The organism is Pseudarthrobacter sp. lyk4-40-TYG-27, assembly GCF_030209295.1.
Taxonomy (GTDB): domain Bacteria; phylum Actinomycetota; class Actinomycetes; order Actinomycetales; family Micrococcaceae; genus Arthrobacter.
This window is the reverse complement of record NZ_JARVSH010000011.1, coordinates 48,553-62,867: the sequence shown is the minus strand read 5'-3', so window position 1 is coordinate 62,867 and position 14,315 is coordinate 48,553. Positions and strand designations below refer to the sequence as shown.

General features: G+C 67.6%; 12 protein-coding genes. 2 read left to right on the top strand and 10 right to left on the bottom strand.

The window, feature by feature from the left end:
* Positions 1-3 precede the first annotated feature (3 nt).
* Entirely contained in the window at positions 4-1,332 is a 1,329-nt protein-coding gene (locus QRM96_RS18395; RefSeq protein WP_109044929.1) for a M50 family metallopeptidase, read from the bottom strand.
* Positions 1,333-1,349: 17 nt separating this feature from the next.
* Complete coding sequence (gene dxr / locus QRM96_RS18390) at positions 1,350-2,534, bottom strand: 1-deoxy-D-xylulose-5-phosphate reductoisomerase (protein ID WP_285320520.1); 1,185 nt, start codon at positions 2,532-2,534, stop codon at positions 1,350-1,352.
* A gap of 73 nt (positions 2,535-2,607) precedes the next feature.
* Between dxr and QRM96_RS18385 the strand changes: the two genes are divergently transcribed.
* Entirely contained in the window at positions 2,608-4,074 is a 1,467-nt protein-coding gene (locus QRM96_RS18385) for a lipase maturation factor family protein (protein ID WP_285320519.1), read from the top strand.
* Here the strand turns inward: QRM96_RS18385 and QRM96_RS18380 are convergent.
* From QRM96_RS18380 to QRM96_RS18350, 7 genes are read right to left on the bottom strand one after another with little or no spacing between them, the layout of a single operon-like run.
* Positions 4,071-4,910: an HpcH/HpaI aldolase/citrate lyase family protein gene (locus QRM96_RS18380; RefSeq protein ID WP_285320518.1), complete on the bottom strand. Its 840-nt coding sequence runs from the start codon at positions 4,908-4,910 to the stop codon at positions 4,071-4,073. The genes QRM96_RS18385 and QRM96_RS18380 overlap by 4 nt on opposite strands.
* A complete protein-coding gene (locus tag QRM96_RS18375) occupies positions 4,907-5,473 on the bottom strand; it encodes a MaoC family dehydratase (RefSeq protein ID WP_285320517.1) in 567 nt (188 codons plus the stop codon). The genes QRM96_RS18380 and QRM96_RS18375 overlap by 4 nt, the downstream gene beginning before the upstream one ends.
* A complete protein-coding gene (locus QRM96_RS18370; RefSeq protein ID WP_502934907.1) occupies positions 5,470-6,249 on the bottom strand; it encodes a CoA transferase subunit B in 780 nt (259 codons plus the stop codon). The genes QRM96_RS18375 and QRM96_RS18370 overlap by 4 nt, the downstream gene beginning before the upstream one ends.
* Positions 6,246-7,052, bottom strand: a complete 807-nt coding sequence (locus QRM96_RS18365) for a CoA transferase subunit A (RefSeq protein WP_285320535.1) — start codon at positions 7,050-7,052, stop codon at positions 6,246-6,248. The genes QRM96_RS18370 and QRM96_RS18365 overlap by 4 nt, the downstream gene beginning before the upstream one ends.
* Before the next feature lie 48 nt (positions 7,053-7,100).
* Positions 7,101-8,264, bottom strand: coding sequence for an acyl-CoA dehydrogenase family protein (locus QRM96_RS18360; protein ID WP_285320516.1), 1,164 nt, complete (start codon positions 8,262-8,264; stop codon positions 7,101-7,103).
* A gap of 2 nt (positions 8,265-8,266) precedes the next feature.
* Complete coding sequence (locus QRM96_RS18355) at positions 8,267-10,450, bottom strand: acetyl/propionyl/methylcrotonyl-CoA carboxylase subunit alpha (protein ID WP_285320515.1); 2,184 nt, start codon at positions 10,448-10,450, stop codon at positions 8,267-8,269.
* Between the two features lie 7 nt (positions 10,451-10,457).
* Positions 10,458-12,065: a carboxyl transferase domain-containing protein gene (locus QRM96_RS18350; RefSeq protein WP_285320514.1), complete on the bottom strand. Its 1,608-nt coding sequence runs from the start codon at positions 12,063-12,065 to the stop codon at positions 10,458-10,460.
* A gap of 145 nt (positions 12,066-12,210) precedes the next feature.
* Here QRM96_RS18350 and QRM96_RS18345 point away from each other — a divergent pair, with 145 nt between their 5' ends.
* Positions 12,211-12,891, top strand: coding sequence for an SACE_7040 family transcriptional regulator (locus tag QRM96_RS18345; RefSeq protein ID WP_285320513.1), 681 nt, complete (start codon positions 12,211-12,213; stop codon positions 12,889-12,891).
* On the opposite strand, the gene QRM96_RS18340 is transcribed toward QRM96_RS18345, so the two are convergent.
* The gene (locus QRM96_RS18340) at positions 12,888-14,315 is read right to left on the bottom strand and encodes a dihydrolipoamide acetyltransferase family protein (RefSeq protein WP_285320512.1); all 1,428 of its coding nucleotides are present in this window, start codon (positions 14,313-14,315) and stop codon (positions 12,888-12,890) included. The genes QRM96_RS18345 and QRM96_RS18340 overlap by 4 nt on opposite strands.

Below are 14,315 nucleotides of genomic sequence, written 5' to 3'. Positions count from 1 at the left end.
ATGTCAGAACAGATTGACGGGCTTGACGATGTCCGCGTAGATCAACAGGGCGCTCATGCCCATCAACAAGGCCGCCACGACGTAGGTCACGGGCAGCAGTTTCGCGATGTCGAAGGCTCCCGGGTCCGGCCGGCCGCGCAGCCTGGCTACGGCGCGGCGCGCTCCTTCGTACAGGGCTCCGGCCACATGGCCGCCGTCAAGGGGCAGCAGCGGGATGAGGTTGAATACGGCCAGTGCGAAGTTCAGGCCAGCCAGCAGGCCCACGAGGGTGGCGAGCCGGGACTGGAGCGGGACAGCTTCCATGGCGGCAACCTCGCCGGCCACCCGGCCCACGCCCACCACGCTGATGGGGCCGTTGGGGTCCCGGGGTTCCTCGCTGAAAGCGGCCTTGGCTACGCCCACCACACGGGCGGGCAGGTTGAACACCACGCCGGCCACCTGCCGGATGTTCTCTCCGGCCATGGGCAGGACGGACGACGCCGGCTGGGACACGAGCGCCGTTTGCGCGCCGATGCCAAGGAAACCGACGTCCTGGTACTGGAGGTTGCCGGCAGCATCGGTGGCCTGCCGCCCGTCGGCGCCCATCACGGGCCGGGAAGACAGGACCGGCGTCACCGTGGTTGACACGGCAGCGCCGTCCCGCTGAACGGTGATGGCCACTTCCTTGCCGGCAGAGGCGCGGATCCACTCCGTCAGCTGGTCCCAGCTGGTGACGGCCTTGCCGTCGAAGGAGGTGATGGTGTCATTGGGTTTGAGTCCCGCCGCTGCCGCGGGGGTCAGCTGGCAGTCGGCAGAGTCGGGATCGACGGTTTGCCCTGCGGCCACTTGGCATTTGGAGACGTCGGAGATGGTGGTGGTGGCGGTGGCAATGCCAAATCCCATCAGGAGGACGGCCGTCAGCACCACCCCAAGGACCATGTTCATGGCCGGCCCGCCCAGCATCACGATCACTTTTTTCCAGACCGGCAGCCGGTAGAAGACGCGGTCGTGGTCGCCGGGTCCTACCTCTTCGTGGGCTAGTGACCGGGCTTCCGTAGCCAGCGTCTGGAACATCCCGGTACTGGAGGGCCGGACCGAGCCGTCCTCCTTGTTGGGCGGGTACATGCCGATCATCGAGACGTAGCCGCCCAGCGGAACGGCTTTCACGCCGTACTCGGTTTCACCCTTGCGGCGTGACCAGAGGGTGGGCCCGAAGCCGATCATGTACTTGGTGACGCGCACCTTGAAGAGCTTGGCCGGCACCAGGTGCCCCACCTCGTGGAGGGCGATGGACACGGCAATGCCGACGGCCACGAAGACGACGCCGAGGATGAAAAGTAGGACAGGGGTCATGGAGGTGCTGCTGCTTCCTAGAGACTGCTGACTGCTAAACGTTCGTGGGCGCGGGCGCGTGCCCAGCTTTCAGCATCCAGCACCGACTCCACTGTCAGCCCGGAGGAACCTGAGTGTTCGCTGAGCACCCCGTCCACGGTATCGACGATGTCGGTGAACCGGATCCGGCCCGCATGGAACGCCGTAACGGCCTCTTCGTTGGCCGCATTGAAAACAGCAGGGAAGGTGCTGCCTTGCTTGGCGGCGTCCTTGGCAAGGTCAACGGCCGGGAAGGCTGCAGCATCCAGGGGTTCAAAGGTCCAGGTGGCGGCCTGGGTCCAGTCGCAGGCGGGCGCGGCCATGGGTACCCGGGCCGGCCAGCCCAGGCCAAGGGCAATCGGAAGCCGCATGTCCGGCGGGGAGGCCTGGGCAATGGTGGAGCCGTCAACGAACTGGACCATCGAATGGACGACGGACTGCGGGTGCACCACCACATCGATCCGGTCGAGCGGGATATCGAACAGCAGGTGGGCTTCGATGACTTCCAGTCCCTTGTTGACCAGGGTGGCCGAATTGGTGGTGACCATGACCCCCATGTCCCAGGTGGGGTGCGCCAGCGCCTCGCGTGGCGTGACGGAATGCAGCTGCTCCCGGCTCCTGCCGCGGAAAGGCCCCCCCGAGGCCGTCAGGATGAGCCGGTCCACCTCGGCTGCCGTACCTGCGCGCAGGCACTGGGCGATCGCCGAGTGTTCCGAGTCAACGGGCACAATCTGGCCTTCCTTGGCCGCAGCCTTGACCAGGCTGCCGCCAACGATCAGCGATTCCTTGTTGGCCAGGGCCAGGGTGGCCCCGGAGCGGAGTGCCGCAAGGGTGGGCGCCAGGCCAATGGAACCGGTGATGCCGTTGAGGACCACATCCGCTTCCACCGCGGCGATCCGGGCCGAGGCGTCAGGTCCGGCCACGATTTCCGGGCGGTACCCGGGACGGCCGGCGGCGGCTGCTGCTTCCCGGATAAGGGATTCCAGCCGGCCGGGGTCACCGGCGGCGATGCCCACCACGGCGGCACCGGTGTGGACCGCCTGGCGGGCCAGCAGTTCAAGGTTGCCGCCACCGGCACTGAGTGCCACCACCTCGAACAGGTGCGGGGCGCCGTCGACGACGTCGATCGCCTGGGTGCCGATGGAACCGGTGGATCCGAGGAAGACGATTCTGCGTGGCTGCATCCGTTAAGTATCCCGCACGCGGCCGGGCCTGCTGCGCCTTGACCGCCGGGCGGCCGGGCGTAACGTGGAAACCGTGGACTGGCTCACCTGGTTCGATGCGCCGGAGTATGAATTTGCCCGGCAGGTGCTGCAACGGGGCGTCGCAGCGTTGTACTTTGTTGCGTTCCTGTCCACGCTGAACCAGTTCCCGGCCTTGCTCGGAGAGCGCGGCCTCCTTCCGGTGCCGGACTTCCTGGCCGCGTTTTCCCGGTTGTCCCGGCCCACGCTGTTCCGTTGGCGGTATTCCGACCGGCTGCTGCGCGGTGTCTGCGCCGCAGGCCTGGCGGTCTCGGCGCTGCTCGTCGCCGGGCTCCCCCAGGCCGGACCGCCCTGGGTTCCATTGCTTGCGTTCCTTGCCCTGTGGCTTTTGTACATGTCCATCGTGAACGTGGGGCAGACCTTCTACGGGTTCGGCTGGGAGATGCTGCTGCTGGAGGCCGGTTTCACCGTGGCCTTCCTCGGATCGGACCAGACGGAACCGCCGCGGACCATCCTGATCCTGGTGGTGTGGCTGGTGTTCCGGCTGGAATTCGGGGCAGGCATGATCAAGATCCGCGGCGGCCGCGAGTGGCGGGACCTGACGGCCTTGTACTACCACCATGAAACCCAGCCCATGCCGGGCCCCCTCAGCAGGCAGGCACACCTGCTGCCGAAGCCGCTGCACCGGATCGAAGTGGTGGGCAACCACATCGCCCAGCTGGTGGTGCCGTTCCTGCTGTTCGCCCCGCAGCCGGTGGCGGGCGTGGCGGCGGCCGTCGTCGTGGCCACCCAGCTGTGGCTGGTGGCGAGCGGCAACTTTGCATGGCTGAACTGGATGGCGATCATCCTGGCGTTTGCCGCGGTCAGCGATCCCGTGGCCCACGCCGTGATCCCGGCCGTCCCGGCGGACTGGCACGCCGGCGCAGCACCGGCCACTCCCCTGTGGTGGCTGGCCATAACGCTGGCGGCGTCCCTCCTGCTGCTGGTCCTTAGCTACTGGCCATTGCGGAACCTCTTCTCCCGCCGGCAGCTCATGAATGCCAGCTTCAACCGGTGGCAGCTGGTCAATGCCTACGGCGCCTTCGGCACGGTGACCAGGCAGCGCATCGAGATCGTGGTGGAAGGAACCTTGGACGGGAACCCCGGGGACGCGTCGGACTGGCGCGAGTATGGCTTCAAGGGCAAACCCGGCGATGTCAGCCGCATTCCCCGGCAGTGGGCTCCGTACCACCTGCGGTTGGACTGGCTGATGTGGTTCCTGCCGCTGCGGAGCGTGCACGAGGAATGGTTCTATGCCTTCCTGGGCAAACTGCTCGTGGCGGACCGGCAGGTGTTGCGGCTGCTCCGGCATGACCCGTTCGACGGCGCCGCGCCGCGCCTGGTGCGCGTGCGAAGTTTCCATTACCGCTTCGCCACCCGGAAGGAGCTCCGGGAGACCGGGAACCGCTGGGTGCGGACGCTGCTGTACGAGCCCATTCCGCCCACGTCCCTTCGCCGGCCGACGGGACGGAAGGGCAGCTAGGCGTCCCTGCCTGCACGGCGCAGGATGCCTTCGGCGTGCTTCAGGATTGGCCCGTCGATCATCTTTCCGTGGTGTTGGAAGACCCCGCTCCCGGCCGCCGCGGCAGCGTGCAGCAGTTCACGCGCCGCGGCCACCTCCTCCCCGGAGGGAGCGAAGGCTTTGCGGACCACGGCAGCCTGGCCGGGATGGATACACGCCTTGGAGCCGAACCCGGAGGCCACGGCGTCGGCGGTTTCGTCCGCCAGCCCGTCGAGGTCGGGGATGTTGGTGTACACGGCGTCGATGGCTTCCTTGCCCAAGGCCCTGGCGGCCAGCAGCACCGAGGAGCGGGCGTGCAGGGCGACCGCCCGGTAGCCGCCGTCGTCCTTCCTGCTGGAGGTGCCGCCCAACGTGGCCACGAGGTCCTCTGCTCCCCACATCAGGGCCACCACGTTGGGGGCAGCCGCAATGGCGGGGGCGTTCAGCACGCCCAGGGCCGTTTCGCACAACGCAATGACCTGGTAGCCTTCCAGCGCCTTGAGCTGTTCAGCCGATTCCGCCTTGGCGAGCATCACCGTGCGGTACGGCGTGTGCGCCAGGCAGTGCAGGTCCTTCGCGAAGTCGTCCGTGCCGACCGGGTTGACCCGGACGATGGTCCGGCTGGGGTCAAGTTCGGGATCGTCTCCTGCAGCGCCCGCCTGGGCCAGGATTGCCCCGCGCGCCCGCTGCTTGTCCGGTGGCGCCACGGCGTCCTCGAGGTCCAGGATCACGGCGTCCGCCCGCGCTGCGGCTTTCAGGTAGCGCTCGGGGCGGTCGGCGGGGCAAAAGAGCAGGGCCGGGCCCATCACAAATGTCATACGGGCATTCTCCCCTGTGCGTCGGGCTGGTCCTGGTGGGCGGCCCGGGTCCACATCAGGCAGCTTCTCGTGGCCCGTGCCACCACGGCTCCGTCCTGGTTGCGCCCGGTGTGCTCCATGGCGGCAATGCCCTGGCCCGGCCGGGAGGCCGAAAGCCGTTTGCCGGTGATCACGGTCTCTGTGTAGAGCGTGTCCCCGTGGTAGAGCGGGTGCGGAAAGGAGACATCGGTCAGCCCGAGCTGGGCGATGATGGTCCCCTGGGTCAACTGGGTGACGGACTGCCCCACCATGGTGGCGAGGGTGAACATCGAGTTCATCAGCCGCTGGCCAAAAGGCTGCCCCGCGCTCCAGGCAGCATCCAGGTGCAGCGCCTGCGTGTTCATGGTGAGGGTGGTGAAAAGGACGTTGTCCGTTTCCGTCACGGTGCGTCCAGGCCGGTGGGCATACAGCACGCCCTCCTCCAGCTCGTCGAAGTAGAGCCCGCGCTGCTCGATGACGCGCCGGCCGCCCCCTGGGGCCGCTGGGCCGGCCGGGAGCCTATCAGTGGGGTCGGTGCCGGTCATACGGTAAGTTCCTGGTCTTCTTCGTACAATTCCGCGCCGGTGGCGGCCACCACGTCTTCGACGGAAACGTTGGGGGCCAGCTCGCGCAGCACCAGCCGGGAGGGGCCGCCGTCCCGGACGACGTCGATCACGGCGAGGTCGGTGATGATCCGGTCCACGCAGCCTTTGCCGGTCAGCGGGAGCGAGCACTCCCTGACAATCTTGGGATTGCCGTTCCGGTCCACGTGCTCCATCATCACGATCACGCGCTTGGCGCCAAACACCAGGTCCATGGCGCCGCCCATTCCCTTGACCATCTTTCCCGGGACCATCCAATTGGCGAGGTCTCCGTTGGCGGCCACTTCCATCGCGCCCAGGACGGCCAGGTCCACGTGGCCGCCGCGGATCATGCCAAACGACGTCGCCGAGTCGAAGAACGCCGCACCCCGGTTGACCGTCACGGTCTCCTTGCCGGCATTGATCAGGTCCGGATCCACCGCATCCTCTGCCGGGTAGGGGCCGACGCCCAGGATCCCGTTCTCCGAGTGCAGCACCACTTCCACCCCGGCCGGAATGTAGTTGGGAATCAGGGTGGGCATGCCGATGCCCAGGTTGACGTACTGGCCGTTGCGGAGTTCCCGGGCAACCCTGGCGGCCAGTTCGTTCCGCGTCCAGCCTTTGCCGCCTGCTGCGGCGGCGGCCCCGCCGGGCCCGGGCTGGTGCCCGCCGCCGCGCCGGTATTCCGGACGGACCGCTTCCGGGCGGGGCGCCTCGGGGCTGTTGGGATCCATGGTCATGCTCCTGCCTGCTGGTCACTGCCGGCGGGGTTCCCGCCCGCCGCGGCCGGGGCCGCCAGGGCCACCGTCCGCTTTTCGATGCGCTTTTCCCCGCCGGACGCCAGGACCACCCGCTGGACGAAGATCCCGGGGGTGTGGATGTGTCCGGGGTCCAGTTCGCCGGGTTCGACGAGTTCCTCCACCTCGGCGATGGTGATGCGTCCGGCCATGGCGCAGAGCGGATTGAAGTTCATGGCCGTGGCATGGAAGACCAGGTTGCCGTGCCGGTCACCCTTCCAGGCGTGCACCAGCCCGTAGTCGGGGGTGAGGGATTCTTCCAGGACGTAGTCCACTCCCCCGAAGGAACGCACTTCCTTGGCCGCGGAGGCGATCGCGATGCCGCCGTCGGCGTCGTACTTCTGCGGCAGGCCGCCGTCGGACACCTGGGTCCCCACCCCCGCCTTGGTGTAGAACGCGGGGATGCCGGCGCCGCCGGCGCGCAGCTTCTCGGCCAGGGTGCCCTGCGGTGTCAACACCACCTCGAGCTCACCGGCAAGGTACTGGCGGGCGAACTCCTTGTTCTCCCCCACATAGGAGCTGATGGTGCGGCGGATGCGGCCGTCGCGGAGCAGGATGCCCAAGCCCCAGTCATCCACGCCGCAGTTATTGCTGACCGTTTCCAGGCCGGAGGTTCCGGCGCGGTGCAGGGCGTCGATCAGGGCCACCGGGATGCCGCACAGCCCGAAGCCGCCAACCGCCAGGGAAGCCCCGTCCGGGATATCCGCCACGGCGTCGTCGGCGCTGGCTACAACCTTGTCAATCATCATTGATCCTTTCCGGCCGGCTGCGATCCGTACTGCTGGCGCAGGTGCTTACAGTCCCAGTTCACGGGCGATCAGCATCAGCTGGACTTCCGTGGTGCCCTCCCCCACTTCAAGGATCTTGGAGTCGCGGTAGTGGCGTGCCACGGTGAACTCGTTGATGAAGCCATAGCCGCCGAATACCTGGGTGGCATCCCGCGCGTTGTCCATGGCCGCCTCGCCTGCGACCATCTTAGCGATGGCCGCCTGGGTCTTGAACGGCTTGCCGGCCAGCATCCTGGCGGCCGCATCGTAGTAGGCCAGGCGGGCCGTGTGGGCCCGCGCTTCCATCCGCGCGATCTTGAAGGAGATGGCCTGGTACTTGCCGATTTCCTGGCCAAATGCCCGGCGTTCCCTGGCGTATTTGACCGACAGGTCCACGCAGCCCTGGGCGGCGCCGGTGGCCAGCGCGGCAATGGCGATCCTGCCTTCGTCCAGGATGGACAGGAAATTCGCGTACCCGCGCCCTTCTTCGCCGAGGAGGTTTTCCTCCGGTACGCGGACATCCTTGAGGGTCAACGGGTGGGTGTCGGAGGCATTCCAGCCCACCTTGTTGTACGGCTTCTCGGCTTTGAAGCCCGGCGTATCCGTGGGCACGAGGATGGTGGAGATGTCCTTCTTGATGCTGCCGTCGGGGCGTTCCTGCTGCCCGGTGACGGCGGTGACGGTAACCAGGCGGGTGATGTCGGTTCCCGAGTTGGTGATGAACTCCTTGTTGCCGTTGATCACCCAGTGACCGTCCTCCCGCCGGGCGTGGGTCTTGGTACCGCCGGCGTCAGAGCCGGCCTCGGGTTCGGTGAGCCCGAAGCCCGCGAGCGCCTGGCCTGATGCCAGGAGCGGAAGCCATTCCTGCTTCTGGGCGTCGGTTCCAAAGCGGTACACCGGCATGGCACCCAGGGAAACGCCGGCCTCCAGCGTGATGGCCACCGACTGGTCCACCCGGCCGAGTTGTTCCAAGGCCAGGGCGAGCGCGAAGTAGTCGCCGCCCATGCCGCCGAATTCCTCCGGGAAGGGCAGCCCGAACAGGCCCATTTCGGCCATCTGTTTCACCACGTCATACGGGAAGCTGTGTTCCTCATCGTGTTTGGCGGAGACAGGGGCCACCACGTTGTCCGCGAAGTCGCGGACGGTGTCGCTGAGGTCCTGGTATTCCTCGCTGAGTTCGAATCCGGTCATGGTCAGGCTCCTTCGCCTTGGCTGGTGGCTGTATCTGTATCTGTATCTGTATCTGTATCTGTATCTGCGGGCGCTGGTTCCGCGTCTGCAGGGTGGGGGTGCACGGTGGCCAGGACCTGGTCGGCCTTCACGAGGTCGCCGGTGCGGGCGCTGAGGTGCACGGTGCCGGTCAGCGGCGCAACGAGGTGGTGCTCCATCTTCATGGCCTCCACGGACACCAGGACCTCCCCGGCTTGGACCGCGTCGCCGTCGGAGACCGGGACGGCCACCACGGTTCCCGGCATTGGCGAGCGCACCTCGGGGTCCGCTGAGCCCTCTTCGCGTTGAATGGCGGCGAGCACCCGGTCCAGCCGTGCCTCCCGGGTCAGGACCTCAAGCCGGCAGGACCAGCCATCACTGCCCAGGAAGAGCCGCGTGGGCCGGCCGGGGCTTGCGCCCACCGCGTAAATTTGGGTGTCGTCGCCGAGCCGGAGGACGGCCCGCCGCGGGTCCTCAAGGGATAGCCCTGCGCGCTCCTGCTTTCGCCCGTCAACGGCTGCCGTGACGGCGGCTGCCCTTGCCGGGCTTCCGGTGACCTCAACCGTGGCCACGCCGTCGTCGGCCGTTCCCAGGCTGATCCGGCGCGGTGCCGGCGTTCCGAGCCGCCAGCCGTTGTGGGCCCGCCACGGTCCGCTCCCCGGGGCAGTGTTGTGGTCCTCCAGGGAGAGCGCGTACAGCGCCGCGGCCACCAGTTCGGCGTCACCGGCCTTCCGGAATTCCATGCCGGGCAGCTTGCGTTCGATCAGGCCGGTGTCCAGGTGGCCGGCCTTGACGTCGGAGTCGTTCAGCAGGAGCCGCAGGTACTCCACATTGGTGTCGATTCCCAAGGCGGTGTAGCGGGCCAGGGCCTCGTCAAGGGTTGCCAGCGCGGCACCGCGGTCTTCGCCCCACGCGATGACCTTGGAAATCATGGGGTCATAGTGGGCCGGGAGTTCCAGGCCCTCCAGCAGGGAGGAGTCCACCCGGACCCGGCCCCCGGCCGGGGATGGCAGTTCGTCCAGCACCAGCACGGTCCCGGTGGAGGGGAGGAAATTCTTCTCCGGCACCTCGGCGTACACGCGCGCTTCCACGGCATGGCCGGAAAGTTCGACGTCGGCCTGCCGGAGCGTCAGTTCGGCACCGGCGGCGATCCTTACCTGCCATTCCACGAGGTCGGTGCCGGTGACCATTTCGGTCACCGGGTGCTCCACCTGCAGCCTGGTGTTCATCTCCATGAAGAAGAACTCGTCCGGTGCGTCGTCGGAAACCAGGAATTCCACGGTTCCGGCGCCCCGGTAGTTCACGCTGCGGGCTGCATTGCAGGCCGCCTCGCCGATCCGTGCCCGAATGGCCGCCCCGTCCGGAAGGCCCTCCAGCAGCGGCGACGGCGCTTCCTCGATGACTTTCTGGTGACGCCGCTGCAGCGAGCATTCCCGCTCGCCCAGGTGGATGACGTTGCCGTGGCTGTCCGCCAGCACCTGCACTTCGATGTGCCGTGGGGTGGTCACCAGGCGTTCCAGGAACAGGGTGTCGTCGCCGAACGCGGCGGCGGCCACGCGCCGGGCCGTTGCCAGGGCGGCGGCCAGGTCCTCCGGTTTTTCGACGGCGTGCATCCCCTTGCCGCCGCCGCCGGCGGAGGGCTTGATCAGGAGCGGAAAGCCGACCCCGCCGGCTGCCTCCACCAGTTCGCTGTCGGTCATGCCGGGCTCGGCGATGCCGGGAACCACCGGCACGCCGTAGCCGGCCACGTGGTTCTTGGCCCGGATCTTGTCCCCCATAACGTTCAGGGCCTCCACGCCGGGTCCGATGAAAGTGATGCCGGATTTCTCCAGGGCGCGGGCGAAGTCCACGTTCTCGCTGAGGAAGCCGTACCCCGGGTGGACGGCCTCGGCGCCCGATTGCCGGCACGCCTCAATGATCGCGTCCGCGCTCAGGTAGCTGTCGACGGCGGCTGCCGGGCCGATGCGCACGGCCGCGTCAGCTTCGCGGACGTGGCGGGCGCCGGCGTCGGCATCGCTGTAGACGGCCACCGACCGGATGCCCAGGCGGCGCAGGGTCCGGATGACCCGGCAGGCGATTTCACCGCGGTTTGCCACCAGGACCGTGCCGAACAGGCGTGGGGTGGACGTGCCGCCGGGGGCTGGATCTGTTCGGGTTTGCATGGTCATTGCGGGCTCACATCCGGAAGAGGCCGAAGGAGGTCTCCGGCAAGGGGGTGCGGGAGACGACGTCGAGCGCCAGTCCCAGGACGGTGCGGGTGTCTGCGGGGTCGATCACGGCATCGTCCCAGAGCCTGGCCGTGGAGTAGTAGGGGCTGCCTTGGTCCTCGTACTGGCGGCGGATGGGTGCTTTGAACGCCTCTTCGTCGCTTGCCGGCCATTCTTCGCCGGCCGCCTCGTACTGGTCGCGTTTCACGGTGGCCAGGACGCTGGCGGCCTGGTTGCCGCCCATGACGGAGATCCGGGCGGCCGGCCACATCCAGAGGAACCGCGGCGAAAAGGCCCGGCCGCACATCGAATAGTTGCCGGCGCCAAAGGAGCCGCCGATCACCACCGTCAGCTTGGGAACGCGGGCAGTGGCCACGGCGGTCACCATCTTGGCGCCGTTCTTGGCGATGCCGCCCTGCTCGGCGTCCTTGCCCACCATGAAGCCGGAGATGTTCTGCAGGAACAGCAGGGGGATGCCGCGCTGGTCGCAGAGTTCGATGAAATGGGCGCCCTTGAGCGACGATTCGCTGAAAAGCACGCCGTTGTTGGCCACGATTCCCACGGGGTGTCCGCAGATCCGGGCGAATCCCGTGACAAGGGTGGTGCCGTATTCCCGTTTGAACTCGTGGAACCTGCTGCCGTCCACCAGCCGGGCGATGACTTCGTGGACGTCGTAGGGGGCGTTGACGTCCGTGGGCACGGCGCCGTAGATTCCGTCCGGGTCCACGGCGGGTTCGACGACGGGCTCCACCTGCCAGGCGGGCGCGGCGGGCGGCGGGAGGGTGGCAACGATGTCCCGGATGATCTGCAGGGCGTGCTCGTCATTTTCGGCCAGGTGGTCGGTCACCCCGGAGATGCGTGCGTGCACGTCTCCACCGCCGAGTTCCTCCGCAGTCACGATCTCCCCGATGGCGGCCTTCACCAGGGGCGGGCCGCCCAGGAAGATCGTGCCTTGGTTCCTGACAATGACTGTCTCGTCGCTCATGGCGGGGACGTAGGCACCGCCGGCGGTGCATGACCCCATGACGGCGGCGATCTGCGGTATCTTCGCGGCGGAGAGCCTGGCCTGGTTGTAGAAGATGCGGCCAAAATGGTCCTTGTCCGGAAAGACCTCATCCTGCTTGGGAAGGAACGCCCCGCCCGAATCCACCAGGTAGATGCAGGGCAGCCCGTTTTCGAGAGCTATCTCCTGGGCACGGAGGTGCTTCTTCACCGTCATCGGGTAGTAGGTTCCGCCTTTGACGGTGGCATCGTTGGAGATCACCAGCACCTGCCGCCCGTGCACCAGTCCGATCCCGGCGATGACCCCGGCTCCCGGTGCGTCGTCGCCGTACATCCCGTTGGCAGCCAGCGGCGCGATTTCAAGGAACGGGCTGCCGTCATCCAGCAACTGGTCGATCCGGTCCCGTGGCAGCAGCTTCCCCCGGGCCACGTGCCTCTCCCGCGATTTCTGTGGTCCGCCGAGGGCCGCGTCCGCCAGCCTCTTCCGGAGATCGCCGGCGAGAGCCAGTTGCGCTTCCCGGTTGGCGCGGAAGGACTCGCTTGCGGGGTCGAGCCTGCTGGCCAGGGTCTCCATTGACGATCCGTTCGTGTCTGGACCGGGCCGACTCCAGGTCAACTCGGTTAGTGACTAATAACTGAAATTCAGGTTAGTCTCGATTAACTGTGATGTCCAACACATGGCGGTGTTGGTAGAATCTGCGTCGGTCCGAGGAGGAAAAGTGCCAAGCACGGGAACACAGTCCAGCAACGCCGCGCAGCCAGGCACCACAACGCACCCGGCTCCCACCACGCAGCGCGGCAAGGCGAAGGAGAACCGGCGGCAGGCCCTGCTCACCGCGGCGGCTTCACTGTTCGCACTGAACGGCTTCAACCGGGTGTCGCTCGAAGACCTTGGTGCGGCAGCAGGCGTGAGCGGCCCCGCTGTGTACCGCCATTTCCCGGGCAAGCAGGCAGTCCTCGCCGACCTCCTGGTGACCGTGAGCCAGGAACTGCTGGACGGCGGACGCCAGGTGGTGGAAGACAGCGCCGACCCGGCAGCCGCCCTCCGCCGGCTGGTGGAGTTCCAGGTGGACTTTGCGCTCGGCAAGCCCGACGTGATCCGCGTCCAGGACCGGGACCTCAGCAACCTCTCCGAGCAGGACCAGTCAGCGGTGCGCTCCCTGCAGCGCAGCTACGTGGAGTTATGGGTGGACGTCCTCGCAGGCGTCCACCCCGGGACGGACGCTGCCGAACTCCGCATGCGGGCGCACGCCACCTTCGGCCTCATCAACTCCACTCCGCACTCCGTCCGCAGCCATGGCCGGCGGATGGCGGCAGGCGTGGCCCGCCCCCTGCTTGAGCGCATGGCACTGGCAGCGCTGCTGGCGGACAGTGCAGGGGACGCCCCGCCCTCCCGCTAGACCATGGTGAGCACCATTCCCGGCTCGGCCAGGATGGCGCCCACGTCGGCAAGGAACCGGGAGCCTTGTTCGCCGTCCACCAGCCGGTGGTCGAAGGACAGGCTCAAGGTGATCACCTGGCGCAGGGCCACCTCGCCCCGGTATTCCCACGGCAGGGTCCGGACGGCGCCCAGCCCCAGGATGGCCGCCTCGCCCGGATTGAGGATGGGAGTACCGGCATCGATGCCGAAAACGCCGATGTTGGTGATGGAAATGGTGCCCCCGGACAGCTCGGCAGGCGTGGTCTTGCCGGCGCGGGCCGTTTCCGCGAGCGCCGTCAACGCCTGGGCGAGCTGCGGAAGTTGCATGGTGTCCGCATCCTTGATGTTGGGAACGGTGAGTCCCCGGGGCGTGGCCGCCGCGATGCCAAGGTTGACGTAGTTGTAGGTGACGATTTCCTGGTGTTCCTCATCCCAGTGCGAATTCAGCGCCGGATTCCTGCGGAGGGCGACGAGGACTGCCTTGGCCGCGAGCGTCAGCGGGGTGAGCTTGAAGCCGGCGAATTCCCTGCTGTTCTTGAGCCTGGCCAGCAGTTCAAGGCTTGGCGTCACGTCCACGGTGAGGAATTCGGTGGCATGCGGGGCGGTGAAGGCACTCTGCACCATGGCGGCCGCGGTGTATTTGCGGACGCCCTTGATGGGAGTCCGGGTTTCCCGCTCCCCCAACCGGCTGCCTGAGCGGGCCACCGGCTCCGCCAGGGGCGGGACAGCTTCTTCCTTGTGTCCGGCAAATCCCCGGACGTCTTCCCTGGTGATCAACCCGCCAGGCCCGGTGCCGGGAACCCGTGCCAGGTCCACCCCCAAGTCCCTGGCCAGCTTGCGCACCGGGGGTGTGGACCGTGGCCGCTCGGCGGTTGCAGTGTCAGCAGGCCTGGTTTCGGCAGGCTCAACCACCGCAGGCCCGGTTTGGACCGGCGCGGTTTTGACCGGCTCAGTTTTGAGCGGCTCGATTTTGACCGGCTCGGTTTTGACCGCGCCAACCACCGGGGCGGCGAAGTTCCGGGGCCGGCGGGCCGGCCGGCCGGAGCCTTCGACGACGGCGCCGTAGCCCACCAGGTTCGGTTCCCGTTTCTGCGTTTCCGCGCCGCGCTCCCCCGGCTCCGCCGTCAACGTTCCGGCCGGGTCCGAAGGTGCCGTTCCGGCGTCGTCCGGCACCTCGAACGAGACGATGGGCTTGCCTACCTCAACCACGGACCCGGGCTGCTCGTGGAGCTCCCTGATAACCCCGGCATACGGAGAGGGAAGCTCCACCACGGCTTTGGCTGTCTCCACCTCGGCAATGACCTGGTTCAGGCTGACGGTGTCCCCAACGTCCACTTTCCAGCTGAGGATTTCTGACTCTGTGAGCCCTTCGCCCAGGTCAGGGAGACGGAATTCCTTGATCAT

Excerpts from the sequence above, each read along its gene's own strand:
- QRM96_RS18395 (WP_109044929.1), bottom strand. The coding sequence starts at position 1,332 with ATGACCCCTGTCCTACTTTTCATCCTCGGCGTCGTCTTCGTGGCCGTC.
- dxr (WP_285320520.1), bottom strand. The coding sequence starts at position 2,534 with ATGCAGCCACGCAGAATCGTCTTCCTCGGATCCACCGGTTCCATCGGC.
- QRM96_RS18380 (WP_285320518.1), bottom strand. The coding sequence starts at position 4,910 with ATGACATTTGTGATGGGCCCGGCCCTGCTCTTTTGCCCCGCCGACCGC.
- QRM96_RS18375 (WP_285320517.1), bottom strand. The coding sequence starts at position 5,473 with ATGACCGGCACCGACCCCACTGATAGGCTCCCGGCCGGCCCAGCGGCC.
- QRM96_RS18370 (WP_502934907.1), bottom strand. The coding sequence starts at position 6,249 with ATGACCATGGATCCCAACAGCCCCGAGGCGCCCCGCCCGGAAGCGGTC.
- QRM96_RS18365 (WP_285320535.1), bottom strand. The coding sequence starts at position 7,052 with ATGATTGACAAGGTTGTAGCCAGCGCCGACGACGCCGTGGCGGATATC.
- QRM96_RS18360 (WP_285320516.1), bottom strand. The coding sequence starts at position 8,264 with ATGACCGGATTCGAACTCAGCGAGGAATACCAGGACCTCAGCGACACC.
- QRM96_RS18355 (WP_285320515.1), bottom strand. The coding sequence starts at position 10,450 with ATGACCATGCAAACCCGAACAGATCCAGCCCCCGGCGGCACGTCCACC.
- QRM96_RS18350 (WP_285320514.1), bottom strand. The coding sequence starts at position 12,065 with ATGGAGACCCTGGCCAGCAGGCTCGACCCCGCAAGCGAGTCCTTCCGC.
- QRM96_RS18340 (WP_285320512.1), bottom strand. The coding sequence starts at position 14,315 with ATGATCAAGGAATTCCGTCTCCCTGACCTGGGCGAAGGGCTCACAGAG.